The organism is Halorubrum sodomense (assembly GCF_900111935.1).
Classification (GTDB): domain Archaea; phylum Halobacteriota; class Halobacteria; order Halobacteriales; family Haloferacaceae; genus Halorubrum; species Halorubrum sodomense.
Window position 1 is genome coordinate 451,507 of record NZ_FOYN01000002.1, and the last position, 19,712, is coordinate 471,218.

The window sequence follows — 19,712 nt, forward strand, 5'->3', positions numbered from 1 at the left end:
GCAGCCTCCGAAGTCCCTAAGAGCGGCGCGCCCCCAGCACGGGTATGCAGTCGCTCGTCATCGTCGCGCACGGCTCGCACCTCAACCCCGAGTCGAGCGCGCCGACGTACGACCACGCCGACACGATCCGCGCCGCCGGTGCCTTCGACGAGGTCCGCACCGGCTTCTGGAAGGAAGAGCCCCACTTCCGAGAGGTGCTCCGTACCGTCGAGGGGTCGGAGATCTACGTCGTCCCGCTGTTCGTTTCGGAGGGGTACTTCACCGAGCAGGTGATCCCCCGCGAGCTCCGGCTCAACGGGTGGGACGTCTCCGAGTGGGACTCCGACGGCCTCTCCGCCGACCAGGCCACGCTCGTCGCCGAGGACATCGACAGCGAGGTCCACTACTGCGGCCCGGTCGGGACCCACCGCGCGATGACTGACGTGATCGTCCGGCGGGCGGAGTCCGTGACGAACGACGCCGACGTGGGCGACGGGTTCGGGCTGGCGGTCGTCGGTCACGGCACCGAGCGCAACGAGAACTCGGCGAAGGCGATCGAGTACCACGCCGACCGGATCGCCGAGCGCGACCGCTTCGACGAGGTGAAGGCGCTGTACATGGACGAGGAGCCCGAGGTCGACGACCTCCCGGAGCACTTCGAGAGCGACGACGTCGTCCTGGTCCCCCTCTTCATCGCCGACGGCTACCACACGCAGGAGGACATCCCGGAGGACGTCGGCCTCTGCGAGGACCACACCGAGGGGTACGACGTGCCCGAGACCGTCGACGGCACCCGGATCTGGTACGCCGGCGCGGTGGGAACGGAGCCGCTCATGGCCGACGTGGTGTTGGAGCGCGCCGCCGACGCCGGCGCCGACGTCGGCGGGGCGCTCGACGACGTGCGCGAGACGACCCGCGTCGCCACGGGGGACTGACCGTGGCCGACTCCACCCCCGGTACCGACGGCGGCGAGGCGGGCGAAGCGGGCGAGGCGGACGACGACGGACCCGAACTCCCCGACGTCGACCTCCCGAGCGACGCGTTCGACGCGGTGCTCGACGCGCTCGACGACCGCGACCCCGGCGAACCCCTCCAGTTCGAGGGGTTCAGCGTCGCGCGCGGCACCAAAGGAACCGACGAGGACCTGCCCGGCGGCACGCCCGACGAGTACGTCCTCGCCGCCGGCGGCCGCCCGACGGGGATGAGCGAGCGCGACCTCCACGGGGCGCTCGCCGAGCGCGCGCCCGCCGTCACCGACTGGTACGTCTTCGAGCGGGTCGTCGGCGAGTTCGGGCCGCGCCGCGCGTTCCTCCGCTGGATCGAGGACGCCGACGGCGAGACCGTCGCGACCCGGTACGCGGCGCTCGCCGAGGGGATCGAGCGCGCGTGGGGGGAGCTGAAGATCACGGCCACGATCACCGACCGCGGCGAGCGCCGCTACGACGTGCGCCACGCCGACGACGCCGGCGTTCCGGTCGACGAGCTCGACGCGTACGAGGACCCGCTCGACGCGCGCGAGCTGGTCACCTTCGACGAGAAGGGGCGGTACCGGCCGCTCAAGACCGCGCCGTCGCTCGCGGGCGGCTGGGTCTTCCCCGACCTGGGCCCCCGCGACCTCTACGAGGCGGTGGAGACGATCTACCCCGCGACGGTCGCCAACTGGCACCGCGAGCGCGAGGGCGAGCTCGACGTGACCCACTGGCGCGAGACGATGGAGCGCCAGTCGGGCATCTACGGCGTCGTGAAGACCTGGGACCGCGGCGAGGGCAACGAACACGTCGACTGGGTCGCTGAGGCGTGCTGCGACGACTCCCAGTGTCTCAAGCGGCGGGAGTGGGAGTACGACGAGGAGACCGACCTCGACGTCGACGGCGGCGACGGCGTCTTCCCCTGTCGCGAGCCCTGCTCCGTCGTGGTGTCGGCCGCGCGCAAGTGGACGCGGCTGGAGAGCGAGCAGCCCCGGACGTACGAGTTCGAACTGACCCCGAGCGAGAAGGAGCAGGTCGAAGACATCATCGACGCGGTCGCCGACGGCCGGATCGACGAGATCCGCGAGGCCGACACGAAGGAGGGCGCGAACCGCTACCGGACGCGGTTCCTCCGGGCGAAGCTGTTCGACGACGAGGGGAACCTCGGCGGCGTGCCGACCGATCCGGACGAGGAGTGACCGCTGCGGCGGCCGGCGCCGAACCGCGCTACACCGACCCCCACCGGAAACATCGCCGCGCCCCGCAGGCTTTTCTCGCCGCCCCCGATACGGTGGGGTAATGAACGCCGTCACGCTGGGCCCCGCCGGCACGTACTCGCACCGCGCCGCGCGCGCCGTCGCCGCCGAGGTGTCGTTCCGGGAGTCGGTCACCGCGATCGTCGACGCCGTCGCGAGCGGCGAGTTCGAGCGCGGGGTCGTCCCCATCGAGAACAGCATCGAGGGGTCCGTCACGGAGAGCCTCGACGCGCTCGCCGACTACGACGTGGCGGTGACCCGCGAGGTCGTCACGCCGATCCGCCACGCCCTCCTCGCGCAGGACGAGGAGTTCGAGGCCGTCGCGAGCCACTCGCAGGCGCTCGCGCAGTGTCGCAACTGGCTGGAGGCGAACTACCCGGACGCCGGCCTCGAAGCGGTCGCCTCAACGGCCCGCGGGGTCGAGCGAGCCCGCGAGGACGCCCGCGTGGCCGGGATCGGCCACCCCGATAACGCCGGCGACGACCTCGAGATCCTCGCGGCCGACATTCAGGACCGAACGTCGAACGCGACGCGCTTCCTCGTCGTCGCGCCCGAGTCCGCGCGCTCCGACGCCGGCGGAAAGACCACGCTGATCGTCTACCCGAACGCGAACTACCCCGGCCTCCTCCTGGAACTGCTGGAGGCGTTCGCCGACCGCAACCTCAACCTCTCGCGGATCGAGTCGCGTCCGAGCGGCGAGCGCCTCGGCGACTACCTGTTCCACTTCGACGTGGACGCCGGCCTCTACGAGGACCACATGGCGGCCGCCGTCCGGGATATCGAGGCCATCGCCGACAAGGGGTGGGTCAAGGTGCTCGGATCGTACGACACCGAACACGTGCTGGACTGAGCCGCCCCACCCGGCCGCGGCGGGATTCCGGACCCGCCTCTCCCGGCTCGGTCCCCCGCCCGAAGTCGGTAATATTGGCGGAGATTTGGGTCTCTTTCGTGGGGAAGTCAGGTTGCTTTCACCAAATTGTTAAATAAATTCTGAAACGTTCTCCCGGGCGGGTGTTTCCCATGAACGCTGGCAGACGGACGGTACTGAAGCGCGTCGGCGCGGGAACAGCGGCGCTGATCGGCGGCGCGGGGGCGGCCGCAGCGAAGCCGCCGAGCCGGGGCGACACGATAGTCGACGTGGCCGCCGCGGCCGACGGCTTCGACGTGCTCGTCGCCGCGGTCCGGGAGGCGGGGCTCGTCGACACGCTGAACGGGAACCGACAGCTGACGGTCTTCGCCCCGACCGACGCGGCGTTTAACGACGCTGGGATCACGGTCGACAACGTCGACGCGGTCGACGACGAGTTCCTGACCGACGTGCTCACCTACCACGTCGTGCCGGGCCGTCGGAAGGCGAACTCGATCGTCAACGCGAGCCAGGTGCCGACCCTGAACGGCGCGAAGGTCGACGTCGACGGCACCGACCTCAACGGCGACCAGGCCGACATCGTCGACACGAACATCGAGGCCTCGAACGGCATCATCCACGTCATCGACGGCGTGTTACAGCCGTAGGCGACGGATCAATCGTGTCCCCGCCGGCGTTACGCTCTCCCCGCTCCCCGTGCGGGTATCCCCGCGCTTATTACCCGGTCCTCCGATTGGTACTCTCGATGGAGGCGGTCCTCTGGCAGGTGTTGGCGGGTACCCGGGGCGGTCCGAACCGCGCCCGGCTGCTCCGCGCGCTCGACGAGCGCCCGCGGAACGCCAACCAGCTCGCCGAGGACCTCGACCTCGCGTACAAGACCGTCAGACACCATCTCGACGTGCTCGAGGAGAACGGCGTGATCGAGAGCACCGACCAGAACTACGGTGCCATTTACCTCCCCACGGACCGGACCCGTACGCACTGGGACACCGTCGAAGAGATCGTCGACCAACTGGAATGAGTATGACCTACCCCCCGAACGCAGCGACCGACCGCGGAACCGGAGGGCGCGCGCCATGACCGCGACCCTCGGCGTGACGACCGCTGCGACGACCCTCGACGTAGCGACGGCCAGCTTGGACGTAGCGACGACCCTCGACGTAGCGACGGCCAGCTTGGACGTAGCGACGGCCAGCTTGGACGTAGCGACCGCCGGCATCGCGACGCTCGGCGGCGCGACGCTCGGCGTGGCGCGGGTCGCCGCGGCGCTGAACATCCTGCTGCTGCTCGTCCTCGTCGGCATCTGGGGCCGGAACTACCTCGAGATCCGGTCGAAACACACCCTCGGCTCGGCGGTGTTCGCGCTCCTCCTCCTCGCCGAGAACGCCCTGGCGCTGTTCTACTACCTGAACCCGCCGCAGATGTCGACGCCGGCGCTCCGGGCGATGATGTACCTCCAGATCCTGGAGTTCGTCGGCATCGCCTTCCTCGTGTACGTCACCTGGGACTGAGCCGGTCGGTCCCATAGACTGAGTCGCGTCGGTCCCCGGGACCGAGTCGCCCTACTCGAACCGGTACGTCGCGCCGTCCGGCCCGTCCTCGATCTCGACGCCGACCTCCCGGAGGGCGTCGCGGAGCTCGTCTGCGCGCTCGTAGTTCCCCGCCTCGCGCTCGGCCTCGCGCACGTCGAGCACGAGTTCGACCAGCTCGGCGGCGAGGTCGACGTCCCCGTCGGTCGTCGACCCGAACTGGAGGCCGAGCACGTCGCCGCCGAGCTCCTCGAACGCCTCGACCGCCTGGCGGAGGCCGCGGTAGTCGTAGGCGGCCTCGGCGTCGGTCCCGGCCGCACCGTCGTTCGCGCCCGCCTCCTCGACCCCGTCCACGTGGCGGTTCACCGCGTCGGTGAGGTCGAGGAGCGCCGCGGTCGCCTCCCGGAGGTTGAGGTCGTCGTTCATCGCGGCCGCGAACTCCTCGCGCGCGGTCGCGACCGTCTCGCGGAGGTCGCCGTCCTCGGTCTTCGCGCGGGCCTCCGTGGAGTCGAGCGCGTCGACGGCGCGGTCGTGGGTGCGCGAGAGCCGCTCCCAGCGCTCCTCGGCCTCGGCGATCGTCTCCTCGGTGAGCGCCTGCTCCGAGCGGTAGGCGGCGCCCGCGTAGAAGGTCCGGATCACGTTGACGCCGAGCTCGTCGAGCGCGTCGGGGACGGTCCAGAAGTTGCCGATCGAGGAGGACATCTTCTCGCCGTCCATCTCCAGCAGGCCGACGTGGAGCCAGTGGCGCGCGAACGCCTCGCCGGTGGCCGCCTCGGACTGCGCGATCTCGTTCTCGTGGTGGGGGAACACGAGGTCGCGCCCGCCCATGTGAACGTCGAGCGTGTCGCCGAGGTGCGTCGTCGACATCGCCGAGCACTCGACGTGCCACCCCGGGCGGCCCTCGCTCCACGGCGACGCCCACGTCTCGCCGTCGGGCGTCTCGGCGCCGTGGTCGTGTTTCGCGTGTTCGCGCGCCGCGGACTCGCTCACGCCGTCCGCCTTCCAGAGGGCGAAGTCCGCGGGGTTGCGCTTCTCCGACCGCTCGTCCGGGTCGCCCTGCGCCTCGAGCGCGTCGAGGTCCTGGTTCGAGAGCTTCCCGTACCCGTCGAAGGCGGTCACGTCGAAGTAGACGGAGCCGTTCGACTCGTAGGCGTACCCCTTCTCGATCAGGGTCTCCGTCAGATCGATTATCTCCGGGACGTGTTCGGTGACGCGCGGGTACACCTCCGCCCGCTTGAGGTTCAGCCCGCGCATCGAATCGAAGACGCTCGCCGTGAACGTCTCGGCCACGTCGCGCTCGGCCGCCCACTCGTCGCGCTCGCCGACGCGGGCCGTGATCTTCTCGTTGACGTCGGTGACGTTCTCGACGTGGCGCACGTCGTAGCCGACGTGTTCGAGCCACCGGTGGAGCACGTCGGCGTGGAACCACAGGCGGGCGTGGCCGAGGTGCGGGTCGTCCGACACCGTCAGGCCGCAGACGTACAGCGTGACGTCGCCGTCCGCGGTGAACTCGACGCGCTCGTCTGCCAGGGTGTCGGTAACGACGAGACTCATTACGACGTGGTTGCCGGGGTGCGCGTTTCAAATCGTCGGATCGAGCGAGACGAGGACCGATACGACTCCGCCGTCGGTTCGTCTGCCCGGGCGTGGATATTCGATATTGACCGCGGATCGGCGGCGAGCACCACCAAAGCCCCAGCCGATCGGATACAAATAACCCACAGTAGATCGACGGCGAACGCCTCCAAAGCCCCAGCCGCGAGGGCGCCGTACGCTCGCTGTGCGCTTCACTCGGTCGCTCACTACGTTCGCTTCCTCGTTCCAGTGCTTACGTCGCCTACGGCGCCCTCGTGGCTGCCCCTTTGATTCCCACCCCGCACAGCACCGCAACCGCGCCTCACACCTCCCCAGCCTCGTCGGCCGGCCTCCGCTTCGCTCCGGCCGGCCGACTCCCTCGCACGCGCTCCTCGCGGGCCACGGGCCCGCTCGGAGGCGCGCGCCACCGCAATTCTATTTATAAATAGACAACTGCCTACTCTCACGCCTCCCGCGTCGTCCACGTCACCTCGTATCCCGCCTCGCGCACCGCGGTCAGGACGCGGTCGACGTGGGCGGGGCCGTTCGTCTCCACCTCGAACACGAGGTCGGCGTCGCCCACCGGCAGGTCCGGGCGGCTGCGCTCGTGGCGCACCGTCCGGATGTTCGCGCGCTCGCCGCCGATCAGGGTCGCGATCTCTCCCATCGTCCCGGGCGTGTCGTCGATCCGGACGGAGAGCTCGATCAGCTGGTCGCGGTCGACGAGGGCGTGCGTCACCACCTCCTTCAGCGTCGTCACGTCGATGTTGCCGCCACAGAGGAGGGGGACGACCGTCTCGCCGGCGAGGTCGAGCTCGTCGACCGCGTCGTCGTTCAGGAGGGCGGCCGCCGCGGTCGCGCCCGCGCCCTCGACCATCTGCTTCGCGCGCTCCAGGAGCAACAGGATCGCGTTCGCCACGTCGTCGTCGCTCACCACGACGGCGTCGTCGAGGTGCTCGTCCAGCAGGCCGAAGGTGAGCTCGCTCAGCCCGCCGGTCGCGATCCCGTCCGCGATGGTGTCCGGCTCGTCGCGCGTCACGAGCTCGCCGGCCGCGAGGCTCTCCGAGAGCGTCGACGCGCCCTCGGTCTGGACGCCCACCACGCGCGTCTCGGGCGAGCGCGCCTTCACCGCGGCCGCGACGCCGCCCGCGAGCCCGCCGCCGCCCACCGGGACGAGGACGGCGTCGGCGTCGGGCACCTGCTCTATCACCTCCAGGCCGAGCGTCCCCTGCCCGGCGACCACGTCCGGGTCGTCGAACGCGTGGACGAACCGCGTCCCGGGGTCGTCGGTCAGCGTCCGGGCGTGTGCCATCGCCTCTGGGAACGCGCTCCCGCGGAGCACGACCTCCGCGCCGTACGCGCGGGTCGCCTCGATCTTCGCCGCCGGCGCCGACTCCGGCATCACGATCGTCGCGTCGATCCCGGCGTCCGACGCCGCCAGCGCCACTCCCTGAGCGTGGTTGCCCGCGCTCGCGGCCACGACGCGCTCGATCGCCGGCCCGTCGGTCCCCTCCCCGGAGCCGCCGATCGCCAGCGAGATCGCGTTGTACGCGCCGCGCGTCTTGAACGAGCCGGTGCGCTGGAGGTGTTCCATCTTCAGACGCACGTCGGCGCCGCACCGGTCGCTCAGCGACCGACTCCGCTCGACGGGCGTGCGCTGGACGATGTCGGTGCCGGCGATCCGCTCGGCGGCGGCCTCGACGTCGTCGATCGTGACGGGAGACATGGCGGAGCCGTTCTCGGGCGCCCCCGAAAAGGACTCGGATACGGAACGGAGTCAGAACCCTCGCGTCGCCGCGTCGACCGGACCCTACCGCTTCCCGAGCGCCTCCTCGAAGACGCGCTGGGCCCGCTCGTACCCCTCGTTCCGGTCGACGATCGGATGCGGGTAGTCGGGCGCCAGCTCCTCGCGCTCCGCCCGCGAGAGGGTCGGCCAGTCGACGACCTTGCCCGCGGGCACGTCCGCGAGTTCCGGGACGTACGCCGTCACGAAGCGCGCGTCCGCGTCGTACTTCGACATCTGGCTCACCGGGTCGAAGATGCGCACGTCGACGGAGTCGGTACCGGTCGAGGCGGTCCACTGCCACGCGCCGTGGTTCGAGGCGTAGTCGTGGTCGATCAGCTGCTTGGTGAAGTAGCGCGCGCCGCGCCGCCAGTCGATCAGGAGGTGTTTCGTCAGGAAGCTCGCGACCACCTGTCGCGGGCGGTTGTGAATATACCCCTCCGCGTTCAGCTGCCGCATCCCGGCGTCGACGAGGGGGTAGCCGGTCTCGCCGCGCGCCCACGCCTCGAAGTCGGCGTCCGACTCGCGCCACGCGATCTCGTTCGGGAACGACTTGTAGTTGGACACCGCGAGGTCGGGGTTGTAGTACAGCAGGTGGTACATCTGCTCGCGCCACGACAGCTCGTAGCGGTACTTGTCGACGTTGCGGCGTTCGCTCCCGGTCGCGGCGTCGTACGCGTCGCTCGCGCCCGCCCACAGCTCTCGGATCCCGATCGCGCCCGTCGCGAGGTACGGCGACATTCGGGAGACCGCGCGTGTCGGCGCCTCGACGGCCCGCGAGAGGTCGTCGCGGGTGTCGTTGTAGGAGGTGATCCCGCCTTCGAGGAAGCCGTCGAACCGCTCGCGGGCGGCCTCGTACCCCGCCTCGGGGAGGTCGATGTCGGCGTCGGGCTCGGGGACCGTCTTCCCGTCGCGCACGTCGGCCAGCGCGTCCGGACCGGGCGCCGCGTACGGCCCGCGCTTCGGCACGGCCTCCCAGTCGTCGTGGAACTGACTGTGGTTCGGGTAGCGATCCGCTAGCCGCCCGGGGTCGACCAACACGAGGTCGGTCCGCGAGTCCGTCTCGACGCCCGCGCCGGCGAGCGCGTCCTCGACCGCCCGCTGTCGGTTCCGACGGGCCGGTCTGTAGTGCTCGTTGTAGTACACCGTCTCGGCGTCGTACTCCGCCGCGAGGTCGACGAGGACCTCGCTCGGGTCGCCCGCGCGGACGACTAGGTCGCTCCCGAGTTCGCGGTACCGTTCCTCCAGCCGCTTCACGTGCCGGAGGGAGAGGGCGCGCTGACGCGCACCGACCGCCGCGAGCAGGTCGGCGTCGTACACGAACGCCGGCACAATTTCCCCCTCTCGGGCCGCGGCCGCGAGGCCGGCGTTGTCTCGCATCCGAGCGTCCCCGCGGTGCCAGAACAGGCGCATACGATCGCCTGGGGCGCGAGCGGATAGTGTCTGTCGCCCGCCCGCGTGACCGTCGACGGACCCCGGTACCGCCAGTACGTTCAAGACGCTCCGTCACGAATCTTGACCTGTATGACCCGACGCGATCCCTTCGACGAGATCGAGGACCTGCTCGAACGGATGGGCCGCGAGTTCGAGGAGCTCGGCGGCACGCTGGAGGGGACCGGTCCCGAGGTCCCGCGGTTCCCCGGCGCCCGCGAGGTCGACGTCGACGTGATCGAGGACGACGAGGCGATCACCGTCGTCGCCGACCTCCCCGGATTCGACCCCGCCGACGTCGACGTCGAGTTCCGCGACGAGGCGCTCGCGATCTCCGGATCCCGCGAGGAGTCGAGCGAATTCGACGTTGCGGACGCGGGCGACGACGCCGGTGAGGCCGACCCGGACGCCGCGTCCGACGCGGCCGACGGCGCACGCGAAGCCGACGACGAGGCCCGCTACCACCGGCGCGAACGGCGCTTCAGATCCGTCTCCCGTCGGATTCCGATCCCCGAACCGATCGAGGCGGACGCGGCGACGGCGTCCTTCGACGCCGGCGTGCTCACCGTCAGGCTCCCGAAGCGCTCGCCGGACGACGACCGCGGCCACACGATCGACGTCAGTTGACCCTCGGCCGCGCCGTCGCCACCGTCGATGCTTTCTCCACGTTTCCCGTGTTACCGTCTCGCATGAACGACGCCGACCGCGCGGCCGCCAGGCGCGAACTGGTGCGCGCGCTCCGCGACCGCCTCGACGCGAGCGAACGGACGCTGTCGGCGATCGGCGCCGTCCCGCGCCACGAGTTCGTTCCGGAGCCGCAGCGCGCGTCGGCGTACGACGACCGTCCGCTCCCGATCGGTCACGACCAGACGGTCAGTGCGCCGCACATGGTCGCCATGATGACCGATCTCCTCGACGTCGAGCGCGGGGACCGCGTCTTCGAGGTGGGAACCGGCTGCGGCTACCACGCGGCGGTCGTCACCGAGGTAGTCGGCCCGGGGAACGTCTTCTCGGCCGAGCGCGTTCCGGAACTGGCCGCGGACGCCCGCGAACGGCTCGATCGCCTCGGCTACGACGTGACCGTCGCGGCCGAGGACGGTCTCGAGGCGTTCGCGGACGAGGCGCCGTTCGACGCCACCTACCTCACCTGCGCGGCGCCCGGGTCGGTACCGGACCCGATCGTCGACCGCGTCCGGACGGGCGGTCGCGTCGTCGCTCCCGTCCGCGAGGGCGGTCGCCAGCGGCTCGTCCGGCTCACGGTCCGCGAGGACGGGATCGACCGCGAGGACTACGGTGGCGTGCGGTTCGTTCCGATGCAGTAGTCGGCCGTGCCACCGGCGTGACCGGCACCCGTCCGGCGAACGCACAGTTTTAGAGGACCGAGTTCCGAGTGCGGTCATGGACGACGCGTCGCTCAGGGCGGACATGATCGAGGGGCTCGAACACCAGATCGGCGAGCCGATCGAGCCGCCCGTGCTGACCGCCCTCCAGCGCGTCCCGCGCGACCCCTTCGTCGACGACTCGCCCCGCGGCGGCGCCGTTGACGGCGACGACCCCCACTCGCTCTCGCTCGCGACGCTGGTCCGACTGGTCACCGCGCTCGACGCCGAGGAGGGAGATTCGGTCCTCGTCGTCGGCGCGGGGATCGGCTACTCGGTCGCGATCCTCGCCGAGATCGCCGGCGCGCGCCGCGTTCACGCGATCGACATCGACCGCTCCGCCGTCGTCGCCGCGCGATCGAACCTCGACGCGGCCGGCCACGAAGCGGTCCTCGTCGACCGCGCGGACGGCGCCGACGGTCTCCCGGCGTACGCGCCCTACGACCGGATCCTCCTCGAAGCCGCGGTGGTCGAGCCGCCGCGCGCCCTCCGCGAACAGCTGGCGTCCGACGGCCGAATCGTCTACCCGCGCGGCGCGGGCGTTCAGACGATCGCGGCGATCGAGCCGTCGTCGACCGCGACGTCGGGCGCGCCGGCTGCTCCGCCGACGAACGACGGCGCGGACGACGACCCCGCGCCCGCCGGGTTCGAGACCGTCGAGACGCACGGGCCGGCGCGACTCCGGCCGATGCTCGCGGACGGCGAACAGCCCGGCGTGGAGCGAAACCGGACTCGACGGGAGGACGCCGAACGCGCCGAGCGCGGCCGTCGCCGTCGCCACGGTTGGGAACAGGACTGGATCGACTGGGACGACCGGCTCTGACCGACTCCCTCGCGGCGCGAGCCCGCACGCCGCTCACTCCTCGACGACGAGCACCTCGGTGTTCTCCCGCTCGTCGACGTAGTCGCCCGTAGCCGGCGGTTTGATGTCGATCGTGAGCGTCCCCTCCGCCTGATTCGGACCGAGTTCGGGGGCGACCTCCACGCTGGCGACCCCTTCGCCGTTCGTCCGTGCGGTGGCGACGCCGTCGACCTGCGCGGAGCCGCCGCGCACGATGACCGTCGCGTCCGCGACGCGGGAGCCCTCGGGACCGACGACGGCGACGGTGAGCGACTGATCGCCGGGCGTGGTGACCTCCGGCTGTGGCTGCGCGTCCAGTTCGGTCGCGGCCAGCCCGTCGATGTCGCCGATCATCCCCATCATCACGCTGAGGCTGGCGACGCCGACGACGAGCGCGATGACGAGGCGGACCGGGAGCCCCTCGATCGCCCGGGTGTCGGTGCTGAACGTCCGGCGATTCGCGGTGCGCGAGTCGTGTGTTCGATCGGACATACGCCGCGCTGGCCGCGGCATGGATTATAAAGAGTCGGACGGGGCGGATCGGACGCCGGTGACGGTGATCGCGATCACCGAACCCGACCGATCACCCGACCGTTTTTACCGGATGCCGAGGCCAGCCGACCCCATGTACGTACTCGGCCGCGCCGAGACCGATGGCGCCCCCGGCGCCGAGACCGGTGGCGACTCCGACGCCGAGACCGGTGGCGATCCCGGCACCGAGGCCGATCTCGACGCCGGGAGCGACCGCGACGGCGAGACTCACCGGCCGCCGCACACCGCCCGGATCGGCTCCTTCCTCGCTCGCGACGGGAGCGCCGGCGCGTCGGTCGGTATCGACCTCGACCGCCCGCACGCGGGGGTCGTCTTCGGGAAGCGCGGGACCGGGAAGTCGTACACCCTCGGCGTTCTCGCCGAGGAACTCGCCGACGCCGACGGCGTCGCCCCGGTCGTCGTCGACCCGATGGGCGTCTTCGCCGGCCTCGAAGCGGTCGGCGGTCGCGTCGTCGACCCCGCGGTCCGTCCCGCCTCGATACCGCCCTCGGAATGGCCCGACTTACTCGCGCTCGACCCGGCCAGCGGGCCCGGGAGCCTCGTCTGGCGCGTCGTCGCGGACGCGGTCGACGACGGTAACGGAGACGCGGTCGGTGCCGACGGCTCCGCGGACCCCGGACGAAGCGGGGGCCCGTCCCCGTCGCTCGCGGCGCTCCGCGAGGCGGTCGACGCGGCCGACGCCCCGGCGGAGACCCGCCGCGCCGCGGTGAACCACCTCCGGCTGGCGGCGTCGTGGGGCGTCTTCGACGCCGACGCGCCGCCGGTCGCGTCGCTCGCGGCGGACGGCGACCCCGCGGTGCTTGACCTCGCCGGCGTCCCCGACGCGGCCGCGGCCGCCGTCGTCCGCGCGGTCGCTCGGGGGCTCTACGACGCGCGGATCGACGGCGGTCTCCCCCGGCTCCCGTGGCTCCTCGTCGACGAGGCCCACGCCTTCTTCGACGGGATCGCGGAGCCGGCGCTCCGGACGCTCCTCACTCGTGGTCGCGCGCCCGGCGTCTCGCTGGTCTGTGCGACCCAGCGCCCGGTCGCGCTGCCGAGCGTCGCCGTCTCGCAGTCCGACCTCCTCGTCTCCCATCGGCTCACGGCCGCGCGAGACGTTGACCGGCTGGCGGAGGCGGAGGCGACGTACCTCGCCGGCGACCTCGCCTCGCGGCTCCCGGAGGGGGTCGGCGAGGCGCTCGTCGTCGACGACGCCACCGAGACGGTCCACACGGTCCGGATCCGCGAACGACGTACGCCGCACGAAGGGGAGAGCCCGCGCGCGAGTCGGCTGTCGGGTCCGGGGTGACCGAGCGCACCGGGGCCGAACGACTCCGAACGTACAAGCGGCCCCGGGGTTACCGACGCGTATGGAACGAACGCCGTACGGATTCCTGCTCGTCGCGGTCGGCGGGTTCCTCGGTGCGGTCGGCAGACACGCGGTCGACCTCGGGATCGCCCGGGTCGTCGCTGCGACCTCCTCCGGTGGCGGTCCGGCGATACTCGGCGGAACTCCCACCGGCACGGGGACGCTCGTCGCGAACGTCGCCGGGTCGTTCGCGCTCGGACTCCTGTTAACCCGCGCGTCGAGCGGCCGGATTCGACTGCTCGTCGGGACCGGCGCGCTCTCGTCGTTCACGACGTACAGCACGTTCGTCTCGGACGCGGTCGCGCTCGGAACGCCGGCGGGCGCGTGGTACGTCGCCGTCAGCTACGCGACCGGATTCGCCGCGGCCGCGGTCGGCCTCGCTGTCGGGGGGCGGCAGCGGCGATGACCGCCGCTCCGCTCGTCGCGACGGCACTCGTCGGCCTCGGCGGCGCGCTCGGGGCCGCCTCCCGCCACGCGGTCGGGCTTCGCGTCGGAGGGCGCCGATCGGTCCTCCTCGTCAACGCGCTCGGGAGCTTCGCGCTCGGAGCCGTGTCCGCCGCACCCGTCGGACCGACGGCGACGCTGCTCTTCGGCGTCGGCTTCTGTGGCGCGTTCACGACGTTCTCATCGTTCGCGGTCGGGACCGTGCGGGCGGCGAGCGAGACGGGAACCCGGGCCGCCGCGACGGTCGCAGCGACGAATCTCGGGGCCGCGTTGGCCGCGTTCCTGTTCGGTTCGATTCTCGTCGGTCGGACCCTCGGATGAACGGCGGCCGCTCCGGCGGCCCGAGGCCCGTTCCAGGTCGGACCGACAAGCGATAGGTACAGGATCCTCCGTCACCTACCCGTGGTCGTGACCGACACCGACCGCTCCGTCGACGGCGAGTCGACCGATACGGCCGACTCGGGGCCCCTCCCCGACGACGCGGACCTCGATTCGATCCCCGAGTTCGGCGACCTCTCGATCCTCCAGCGCGCGTTCGTCGCCGCCGCGCAGAACCCCTCGCGCGGCCTGCTGGTCGTCGGCCTGTTCGCGTTCGCGCTCGCCTTCTACGGGGCGTTCTGGCTGTCGTTCCCCCGCGCCGCCGGTCTGCTCTCCGCGGTCGCGGCGATCGTCGCCGCCGTCGCGGCGCTCGTTTACTTGCTTCTCGACCGCGTCGCTCGCTGACGCCCGCTCTCTCGTCGCCGTCTCGGTTCGAACCCCCTCGGCGGCGGATCAGGGTCGCGGCTCGTAGAACTCGCGGAGCGGCCGACCGAATGCGGGCGCGAGCGTCGCGACCGCCCCGCCGACCAACACGTCGCGGTCGTCGAACGCCGGCTCTACCTGCGCCCCGAGCGCCACGTCGCTCGCGGCGTCGCTCTCCAAGTACTCCCGGACGGTGGCGAACTCGCGCTCCCGCTCGACGACGTACCGGTCTCCGTCGATGAAGGGTCCGTAGGTGTCGGGGTCGACGTCGTCGACGTACGACTCGTAGAAGCTCGCGGCGTGTTTCCGTACCGCCACCGGGGGGCCGTCGTGGCGCTCGACGGCCGGCCGCTCGGTCACCTCCAGTTCCGCGTACAGCGCGGCCCGCGTCGGTCCGTCGGACCCGTCACTCTCGGTCGTCTCCCCTGGATCGTCCGCTCCGGCGGTGCCCGTCGCTCCCGCGGCGTCCGTCATGGCGGTCGCTCGGAGGACGTCGAAGCCGTGCTCGTTGAGGCCGCCGACGATCCCGTCCAGCGAGCGCCGGAGCTGCGGCCACAGTTGGTCGTCGACCACGTCGGGCGCGTCGAAGAGGACCGCGACCGGCGTCGTCTCCCGTCGATCGAGGTGGTCGCGCACCTCCGCGGAACTGAGCGGTTCCGGCTTCTCCGGCTCGAAGAAGCCCTCGCCCGGGGCCGCGAGCAGCTCCCGCGCGTAGTGCTGGAACCGCGCGAGGTTCGTCGCCGACAGCACCGCGGCGACGTTCCGCGTCGGATCGGTGGGGTCGACGACGACCAGCGGGTCATCGAACGTGCGCTCGGCGTGTCCCTCGGGATCGAACTCCACCGGCGGGTGCCAGCTCCGCGCGGACTCGACGAGGGGAACGAACCCGCCGAGCTCCAACACGAGCAGCTCCGTGAGGTACCCCGAAAAGCCCTCGGTGCGGAGGTCGCTCCCGTACGCGCCGATCCCCTTCAGGAACGCCTTCGCCAGCACCACGTCCGCCGCGAGGTCGTCGTCGAGCCGCGCGGAGAGGTACGCGTCGTGGAACGGCGTGCGGTCGACCGCGGAGACCAGCTCCGCCGCCCGCTCCACGTCGTGACAGGGGACTAAGTCGACGTCGAACCCCTCGTGGCTCCCCTTCACGTACGGGTGTTCGGCGTACTCCTCGTGGCCGTCGGGGAGGACCGCGTGGCCGACTTCGAGGCCGTACTCCTCTAACTCGGCGCGGTCGAGGTCCGCGTCGAACCGGACGAAGAGATCGATGTCCCGGTCGCCCGCGACCCACGTGCCGCGCGCGGTCGACCCGACCTGGACCACGTCGGCCTCGACCGGGAGGTCGGCGATGGCCTCGCGGGCCCGCTCGGTCAGCTCCGCGGCCGTCTCGCGCAGCCGCTCGCGCTCGTCCGGCTCCGGGAGGACCCGCTCGCGCACCCGCGACAGCACCGCCTCCAACTCGTCCATACCGAACGGTCTCGCGGTCCGGCCGAAAACGTGTCGGTCGGATCGGGGCCGCGCTGAGCGCGCTCGCGGTAGCGTTTCTCTCCGCTCTCGTCGGGCGGATCCCGCTCCGTCGGGCGGAAACGAAAGCCCTATCAAAACGACGCGAGTACCCGGAAGTGAGCCGAAGTAGCTCAGTTGGTAGAGCGCCTCGCTGTTAACGAGGCGGTCCCAGGTTCGAGTCCTGGCTTCGGCGCCTTCTGTTTCACCCGCTTCGCCGCGAGTCGGTACGCTCAAAAACGTCTCGGACGTACCGACGAGTACGGGCCCTTAGCTTAGTCCGGTTAAAGCGACTCGCTCATAACGAGTTGATCGCCGGTTCGAATCCGGCAGGGCCCATCCACGGTATACCCGTTACCGGACGGTCCCTCCGCGGATCAGATCGTCCGGTCGCCGAAAACGCGACGCCCGACGCCGTTTACTCCCGTCGAAGCGTCACGTCGGTCGCGGTCTCGTTCGCCAGGTTGTCGCTCACCGGACAGCGCGCCTCGACGGCGGCGGTGAACTCGGCTAACGTCTCGTCGTCCACGTCGCCGGCGAAGTCGACGTCGACGGACGCCTCCACGCCCTGGTAGCCCGCCCGGGGCTCCTCGGCGCGGCCGAGGTGCTTGCGGGGGTCGAACCCGCCGGCGACCTCGACCGCGACGCCCTCGACGTCGAGGTCGAAGTCCGGCGCCACCGCGCGGACGGTCGCGTTGAGGCAGCCGGTCCAGGCGGCGAGCAGGTACTCGACGGGCATCGCGCCCTCGTCGTCCCCGCCCATCGCCTCCGGGTCGTCCATCACCAGTTCGTGGTCGCGAGCCCGGGCGACGAACTTCGACTCGCCGTCGCTCTCGCCGCTGACCTCCATCCGCTGCGTCGCGTTGGCGTCACTCATCGACTGCGTTAGCGGACGAGGGCGCATAAACCGTCGAAGCCGGTCCGGTTCGTGCCGGTGACCGTGACGCCGCCGCCTCGCGCAGAAGCAGCCTCGAAGCGCTGAGAACGTTGATTCCGCTTCGCTCGTCGTCTGACGCCACCACGACGCGTCACGGACACCGGAGATTCTTGCGAGCGCGCCCCCGGAACGATCTCGGACCGCTTGACCGTCAGGGAGCCGCGGCCGCGAGCGCGCCGCCGGCTACTCCAACAGACCCACCAGTTCGTTCACGTCGTCGACCACCGCGTCGGCGCCGTTCTCGGCGAACTTCTCGCGCCCCCCGTCCCCGGTGAGTCCGCCCGTGAGGACGCCGATTCCGTAGTAGACGCGCGTCTCGTCCGTCTCGTCGGCGTTACGCGCGGTCCGCACGTCGTCGAGGGTGTCGCCGGCGAACGCGACGCGGTCGGCGTCGAACCGCTCCGCGAGTTCGACGAGCGCCCGCGGGTGGGGTTTCCCCGCCTCCCAGTCGTCCATCGTGAACCGGCGGTCGTCGGGCACGTCGAGGCCGACGCGCTCCAAGGCGATGTCCGCCTCGGCGGCCGGTCGCCCGGTGAGGACGCCGACGTCGAACCGCGCCGTGAGGTCGGCGATCGTCTCGGGGTCGACGAGGGTCGGCTCGTCGCGGATGTATCCGTCCGCCTCGACCGGCGGCTCGCCGCCCTCCAGCTCGCGGTACAGCTCCGCGCCGAGGTACAGCGCCTGGAACGTCTCCCGGAGGGCGTCCCGGTCCCACTGGTCGCGGACCCGGGCCTGCGCGACTCGCGGGAGGTCGCCGACGACCTCCTTGGCGGCGTCGAGGCCGCCGCCGAGCTCGCGGACCCGGTCGGTGAACTCGTCGACGTCCATCCGGAGCCCCTCGCGGCGGGCCAACACGAACAGCGCGGCGGCGTCGGTCAGATCCCAGTCGTTGTTGAACCCGCCGGCGTCCTTGAACGCCTGGACGGCGTTCCGGTCGATCGGCTTGCCGCACACCCGGTCGACCGACTCGAGGATCGCTCGCCGGTAGGAGTCCGCCACGTCGACCAACACCCCGTCGATGTCGAGGATCACTGCGTCGACCTGCATACCGCTACCCCGGCTGGCGGCGGAATGAACGTTCGGGTTCGCGGCCGGCGTCGCCGGTTCGGTGCCCCGCCGCCCGGTCCCGCGCTCGTCAGCGCGCGACGTACATAACGGTGCCCGATTCCGTCGACCGCCGAGAAACGTCGACCACCGGCTCTTCGAACCCGAGCGTGGTGAACAGGCAGGCCGCGTCGAGCAGCTCGGCCAGCGCGACGGTCGGCCGCTGGAGTTCGGCGGGGAGGTTCCGCGCGTACACGGCGTCGAAACCGCCGCCCTCTGGTGCGTCGAGTCCGAGCGTCTCCCGGACGGACCGGTCGCCGTCCGCCGCCGCCAACGTCGTCACGTCCGCGGCGGCGACTCGGAGTGACCCCCCGGCCGACGCTCGCGTCTCCGTCGCCGCGTCCCGTACCGCCTCGCTCACCTCGACGTCGAACGCGACGACCTCGCGGCCGCGGTCGACGAGCGCCCGGGCGACGCCCGGACGCCGCCCGATCCCGACCTCGATCGATCGCTCGTATCCGTCGAGCGCGTCGACGAGCGCCCGCTCCGACGGGGGTGTTGCTGCCACGGCGCGGGCTTTATGACCGCGGCGGCCAAAAGCGGTTCCATGCTCGTGGACATCGTCCCGGTCGGAGAGGTTACCCCCCGAGTGAAGCGGGAGGCCTCCGGCGCGCTGCGTTCCGTGTACGACTGCGACGTGACGGTCCACGACGATCAGGCGATCCCCGACTCCGCGTTCGACGCCGACCGCGACCAGTACCGCGCCGAGGACCTCATCGAGACGGTCACCCGGGTCGGCGGCGGCGAGAAGAACATCGGCATCACGCCCGAGGACCTCTACTACCGCCGCCGGAACTACGTGTTCGGCCTCGCGTACCTCAACGGCAGCGGCTCCGTCATCTCCACGCACCGCCTCCGGACCTCCTCCGACGGCGGCGTCTCCACCAAGCCCGCGGCCGACGTGTTCGCCGACCGCGTCCGCAAGGAGATCGTCCACGAGATCGGGCACACGCTCGGGTTGGAACACTGCGACAACAGCAAGTGCGTGATGTCGTTTTCACCCACCGTCCGCGAGGTCGACGTGAAAGAGGAGAACCTCTGTGGCACCTGCTCTCGGCTCGTTCGCTGACGCTGCGAGTCGACGGTCTCCCCCCTTCCCCGCCGGTAGACGTAAACTCCGTCCCGCACAAAGGGTAGGTATGGCCGCAAAGCCGGAATACCGCGACCGGCCCGACGTCGAGGTCGCGCTGCTCGACGCGCTCGTCGACCGCGGCGACGAGGGGATGACCGTCCTCGAACTCCGCGCAGCCGTCGACGCCGACATCGACGCCGTCGAGGAGGGGCTCTCGGCGCTGAAAGACGACTCGCTCATCCTCGTCGAGACCGAGGAGAGCGTCCGGGTGTACGCCCACGAACGGGTCGTTCCCGACCCGGAGGCGGCGACCGACGACCCGTCGGCGGGGCTCGTCGACGCGATCCGCGACCGGATCGGACTGTAGCCGTCGGAGACGGCGGCCTTTTGACCCTCGATCGCCTCCGT

General features: G+C 71.3%; 23 protein-coding genes and 2 tRNA genes. 17 read left to right on the top strand and 8 right to left on the bottom strand.

What is annotated here, in order from left to right; translation table 11 throughout:
- Positions 1-44: 44 nt before the first annotated feature.
- The 6 genes from BM286_RS07105 to BM286_RS07130 all read left to right on the top strand — a co-directional run bounded on the left by BM286_RS07105 (position 45) and on the right by BM286_RS07130 (position 4,582).
- Positions 45-914 (top strand): CbiX/SirB N-terminal domain-containing protein, encoded by an 870-nt coding sequence (locus tag BM286_RS07105; protein WP_092920874.1) that lies wholly within the window; start codon positions 45-47, stop codon positions 912-914.
- Between the two features lie 2 nt (positions 915-916).
- On the top strand, positions 917-2,146 hold the full coding sequence (locus tag BM286_RS07110; RefSeq protein WP_092920875.1) for a DR2241 family protein: 1,230 nt from the start codon (positions 917-919) through the stop codon (positions 2,144-2,146).
- Between the two features lie 100 nt (positions 2,147-2,246).
- Entirely contained in the window at positions 2,247-3,053 is an 807-nt protein-coding gene (gene pheA / locus BM286_RS07115; RefSeq protein WP_092920876.1) for a prephenate dehydratase, read from the top strand.
- Between the two features lie 170 nt (positions 3,054-3,223).
- The gene (locus tag BM286_RS07120; protein ID WP_092920877.1) at positions 3,224-3,718 is read left to right on the top strand and encodes a fasciclin domain-containing protein; all 495 of its coding nucleotides are present in this window, start codon (positions 3,224-3,226) and stop codon (positions 3,716-3,718) included.
- A 98-nt stretch (positions 3,719-3,816) separates the two neighbouring features.
- A complete protein-coding gene (locus tag BM286_RS07125; RefSeq protein WP_092920878.1) occupies positions 3,817-4,092 on the top strand; it encodes an ArsR/SmtB family transcription factor in 276 nt (91 codons plus the stop codon).
- A 55-nt stretch (positions 4,093-4,147) separates the two neighbouring features.
- Positions 4,148-4,582: a hypothetical protein gene (locus tag BM286_RS07130; RefSeq protein ID WP_394327275.1), complete on the top strand. Its 435-nt coding sequence runs from the start codon at positions 4,148-4,150 to the stop codon at positions 4,580-4,582.
- Between the two features lie 51 nt (positions 4,583-4,633).
- Here BM286_RS07130 and cysS read toward each other — a convergent pair whose 3' ends face one another.
- From cysS to BM286_RS07145, 3 genes are all read right to left on the bottom strand, one after another.
- Entirely contained in the window at positions 4,634-6,154 is a 1,521-nt protein-coding gene (cysS, locus tag BM286_RS07135) for a cysteine--tRNA ligase (RefSeq protein WP_092920879.1), read from the bottom strand.
- 484 nt (positions 6,155-6,638) lie between these two features.
- A complete protein-coding gene (gene ilvA / locus BM286_RS07140; RefSeq protein WP_092920880.1) occupies positions 6,639-7,901 on the bottom strand; it encodes a threonine ammonia-lyase in 1,263 nt (420 codons plus the stop codon).
- A gap of 84 nt (positions 7,902-7,985) precedes the next feature.
- Entirely contained in the window at positions 7,986-9,371 is a 1,386-nt protein-coding gene (locus tag BM286_RS07145; protein ID WP_092920881.1) for a cryptochrome/photolyase family protein, read from the bottom strand.
- 111 nt (positions 9,372-9,482) lie between these two features.
- Here BM286_RS07145 and BM286_RS07150 point away from each other — a divergent pair, with 111 nt between their 5' ends.
- The 3 genes from BM286_RS07150 to BM286_RS07160 all read left to right on the top strand — a co-directional run bounded on the left by BM286_RS07150 (position 9,483) and on the right by BM286_RS07160 (position 11,591).
- Positions 9,483-10,016: an Hsp20/alpha crystallin family protein gene (locus BM286_RS07150; protein ID WP_092920882.1), complete on the top strand. Its 534-nt coding sequence runs from the start codon at positions 9,483-9,485 to the stop codon at positions 10,014-10,016.
- Between the two features lie 62 nt (positions 10,017-10,078).
- Positions 10,079-10,711, top strand: a complete 633-nt coding sequence (locus BM286_RS07155; protein ID WP_092920883.1) for a protein-L-isoaspartate(D-aspartate) O-methyltransferase — start codon at positions 10,079-10,081, stop codon at positions 10,709-10,711.
- A gap of 76 nt (positions 10,712-10,787) precedes the next feature.
- A complete protein-coding gene (locus BM286_RS07160) occupies positions 10,788-11,591 on the top strand; it encodes a protein-L-isoaspartate O-methyltransferase family protein (RefSeq protein ID WP_092920884.1) in 804 nt (267 codons plus the stop codon).
- Positions 11,592-11,624: 33 nt separating this feature from the next.
- On the opposite strand, the gene BM286_RS07165 is transcribed toward BM286_RS07160, so the two are convergent.
- Complete coding sequence (locus BM286_RS07165; protein WP_092920885.1) at positions 11,625-12,101, bottom strand: DUF7382 domain-containing protein; 477 nt, start codon at positions 12,099-12,101, stop codon at positions 11,625-11,627.
- 133 nt (positions 12,102-12,234) lie between these two features.
- Between BM286_RS07165 and BM286_RS07170 the strand changes: the two genes are divergently transcribed.
- The 4 genes from BM286_RS07170 to BM286_RS07185 all read left to right on the top strand — a co-directional run bounded on the left by BM286_RS07170 (position 12,235) and on the right by BM286_RS07185 (position 14,676).
- Entirely contained in the window at positions 12,235-13,449 is a 1,215-nt protein-coding gene (locus BM286_RS07170) for an ATP-binding protein (protein WP_394327276.1), read from the top strand.
- A gap of 61 nt (positions 13,450-13,510) precedes the next feature.
- On the top strand, positions 13,511-13,915 hold the full coding sequence (locus tag BM286_RS07175) for a fluoride efflux transporter FluC (RefSeq protein ID WP_092920886.1): 405 nt from the start codon (positions 13,511-13,513) through the stop codon (positions 13,913-13,915).
- Entirely contained in the window at positions 13,912-14,274 is a 363-nt protein-coding gene (locus BM286_RS07180) for a fluoride efflux transporter FluC (RefSeq protein WP_092920887.1), read from the top strand. Before BM286_RS07175 ends, BM286_RS07180 begins: the two co-directional genes overlap by 4 nt.
- Before the next feature lie 87 nt (positions 14,275-14,361).
- Positions 14,362-14,676 carry a hypothetical protein gene (locus tag BM286_RS07185; protein WP_167603376.1) on the top strand — a complete coding sequence of 105 codons (315 nt, stop codon included), beginning with the start codon at positions 14,362-14,364 and terminating at the stop codon, positions 14,674-14,676.
- A 48-nt stretch (positions 14,677-14,724) separates the two neighbouring features.
- Here BM286_RS07185 and cca read toward each other — a convergent pair whose 3' ends face one another.
- Positions 14,725-16,155, bottom strand: coding sequence for a CCA tRNA nucleotidyltransferase (gene cca, locus BM286_RS07190; RefSeq protein WP_092920889.1), 1,431 nt, complete (start codon positions 16,153-16,155; stop codon positions 14,725-14,727).
- Between the two features lie 159 nt (positions 16,156-16,314).
- Between cca and BM286_RS07195 the strand changes: the two genes are divergently transcribed.
- Positions 16,315-16,387 (top strand) — tRNA-Asn (locus BM286_RS07195).
- A 68-nt stretch (positions 16,388-16,455) separates the two neighbouring features.
- A tRNA-Ile gene (locus BM286_RS07200) sits at positions 16,456-16,530 on the top strand.
- Positions 16,531-16,609: 79 nt separating this feature from the next.
- Here BM286_RS07200 and BM286_RS07205 read toward each other — a convergent pair.
- The 3 genes from BM286_RS07205 to BM286_RS07215 all read right to left on the bottom strand — a co-directional run bounded on the left by BM286_RS07205 (position 16,610) and on the right by BM286_RS07215 (position 18,740).
- Positions 16,610-17,068, bottom strand: a complete 459-nt coding sequence (locus BM286_RS07205; protein ID WP_092920890.1) for an OsmC family protein — start codon at positions 17,066-17,068, stop codon at positions 16,610-16,612.
- A gap of 243 nt (positions 17,069-17,311) precedes the next feature.
- The gene (locus BM286_RS07210; RefSeq protein WP_092920891.1) at positions 17,312-18,175 is read right to left on the bottom strand and encodes a TIGR01548 family HAD-type hydrolase; all 864 of its coding nucleotides are present in this window, start codon (positions 18,173-18,175) and stop codon (positions 17,312-17,314) included.
- 88 nt (positions 18,176-18,263) lie between these two features.
- Positions 18,264-18,740: a UPF0146 family protein gene (locus BM286_RS07215; protein WP_092920892.1), complete on the bottom strand. Its 477-nt coding sequence runs from the start codon at positions 18,738-18,740 to the stop codon at positions 18,264-18,266.
- A 39-nt stretch (positions 18,741-18,779) separates the two neighbouring features.
- Between BM286_RS07215 and BM286_RS07220 the strand changes: the two genes are divergently transcribed.
- Both BM286_RS07220 and BM286_RS07225 read left to right on the top strand, forming a co-directional pair.
- A complete protein-coding gene (locus tag BM286_RS07220; RefSeq protein WP_092920893.1) occupies positions 18,780-19,301 on the top strand; it encodes an archaemetzincin family Zn-dependent metalloprotease in 522 nt (173 codons plus the stop codon).
- A gap of 70 nt (positions 19,302-19,371) precedes the next feature.
- Positions 19,372-19,671 carry a DUF6432 family protein gene (locus BM286_RS07225; RefSeq protein WP_092920894.1) on the top strand — a complete coding sequence of 100 codons (300 nt, stop codon included), beginning with the start codon at positions 19,372-19,374 and terminating at the stop codon, positions 19,669-19,671.
- Positions 19,672-19,712 lie beyond the last annotated feature (41 nt).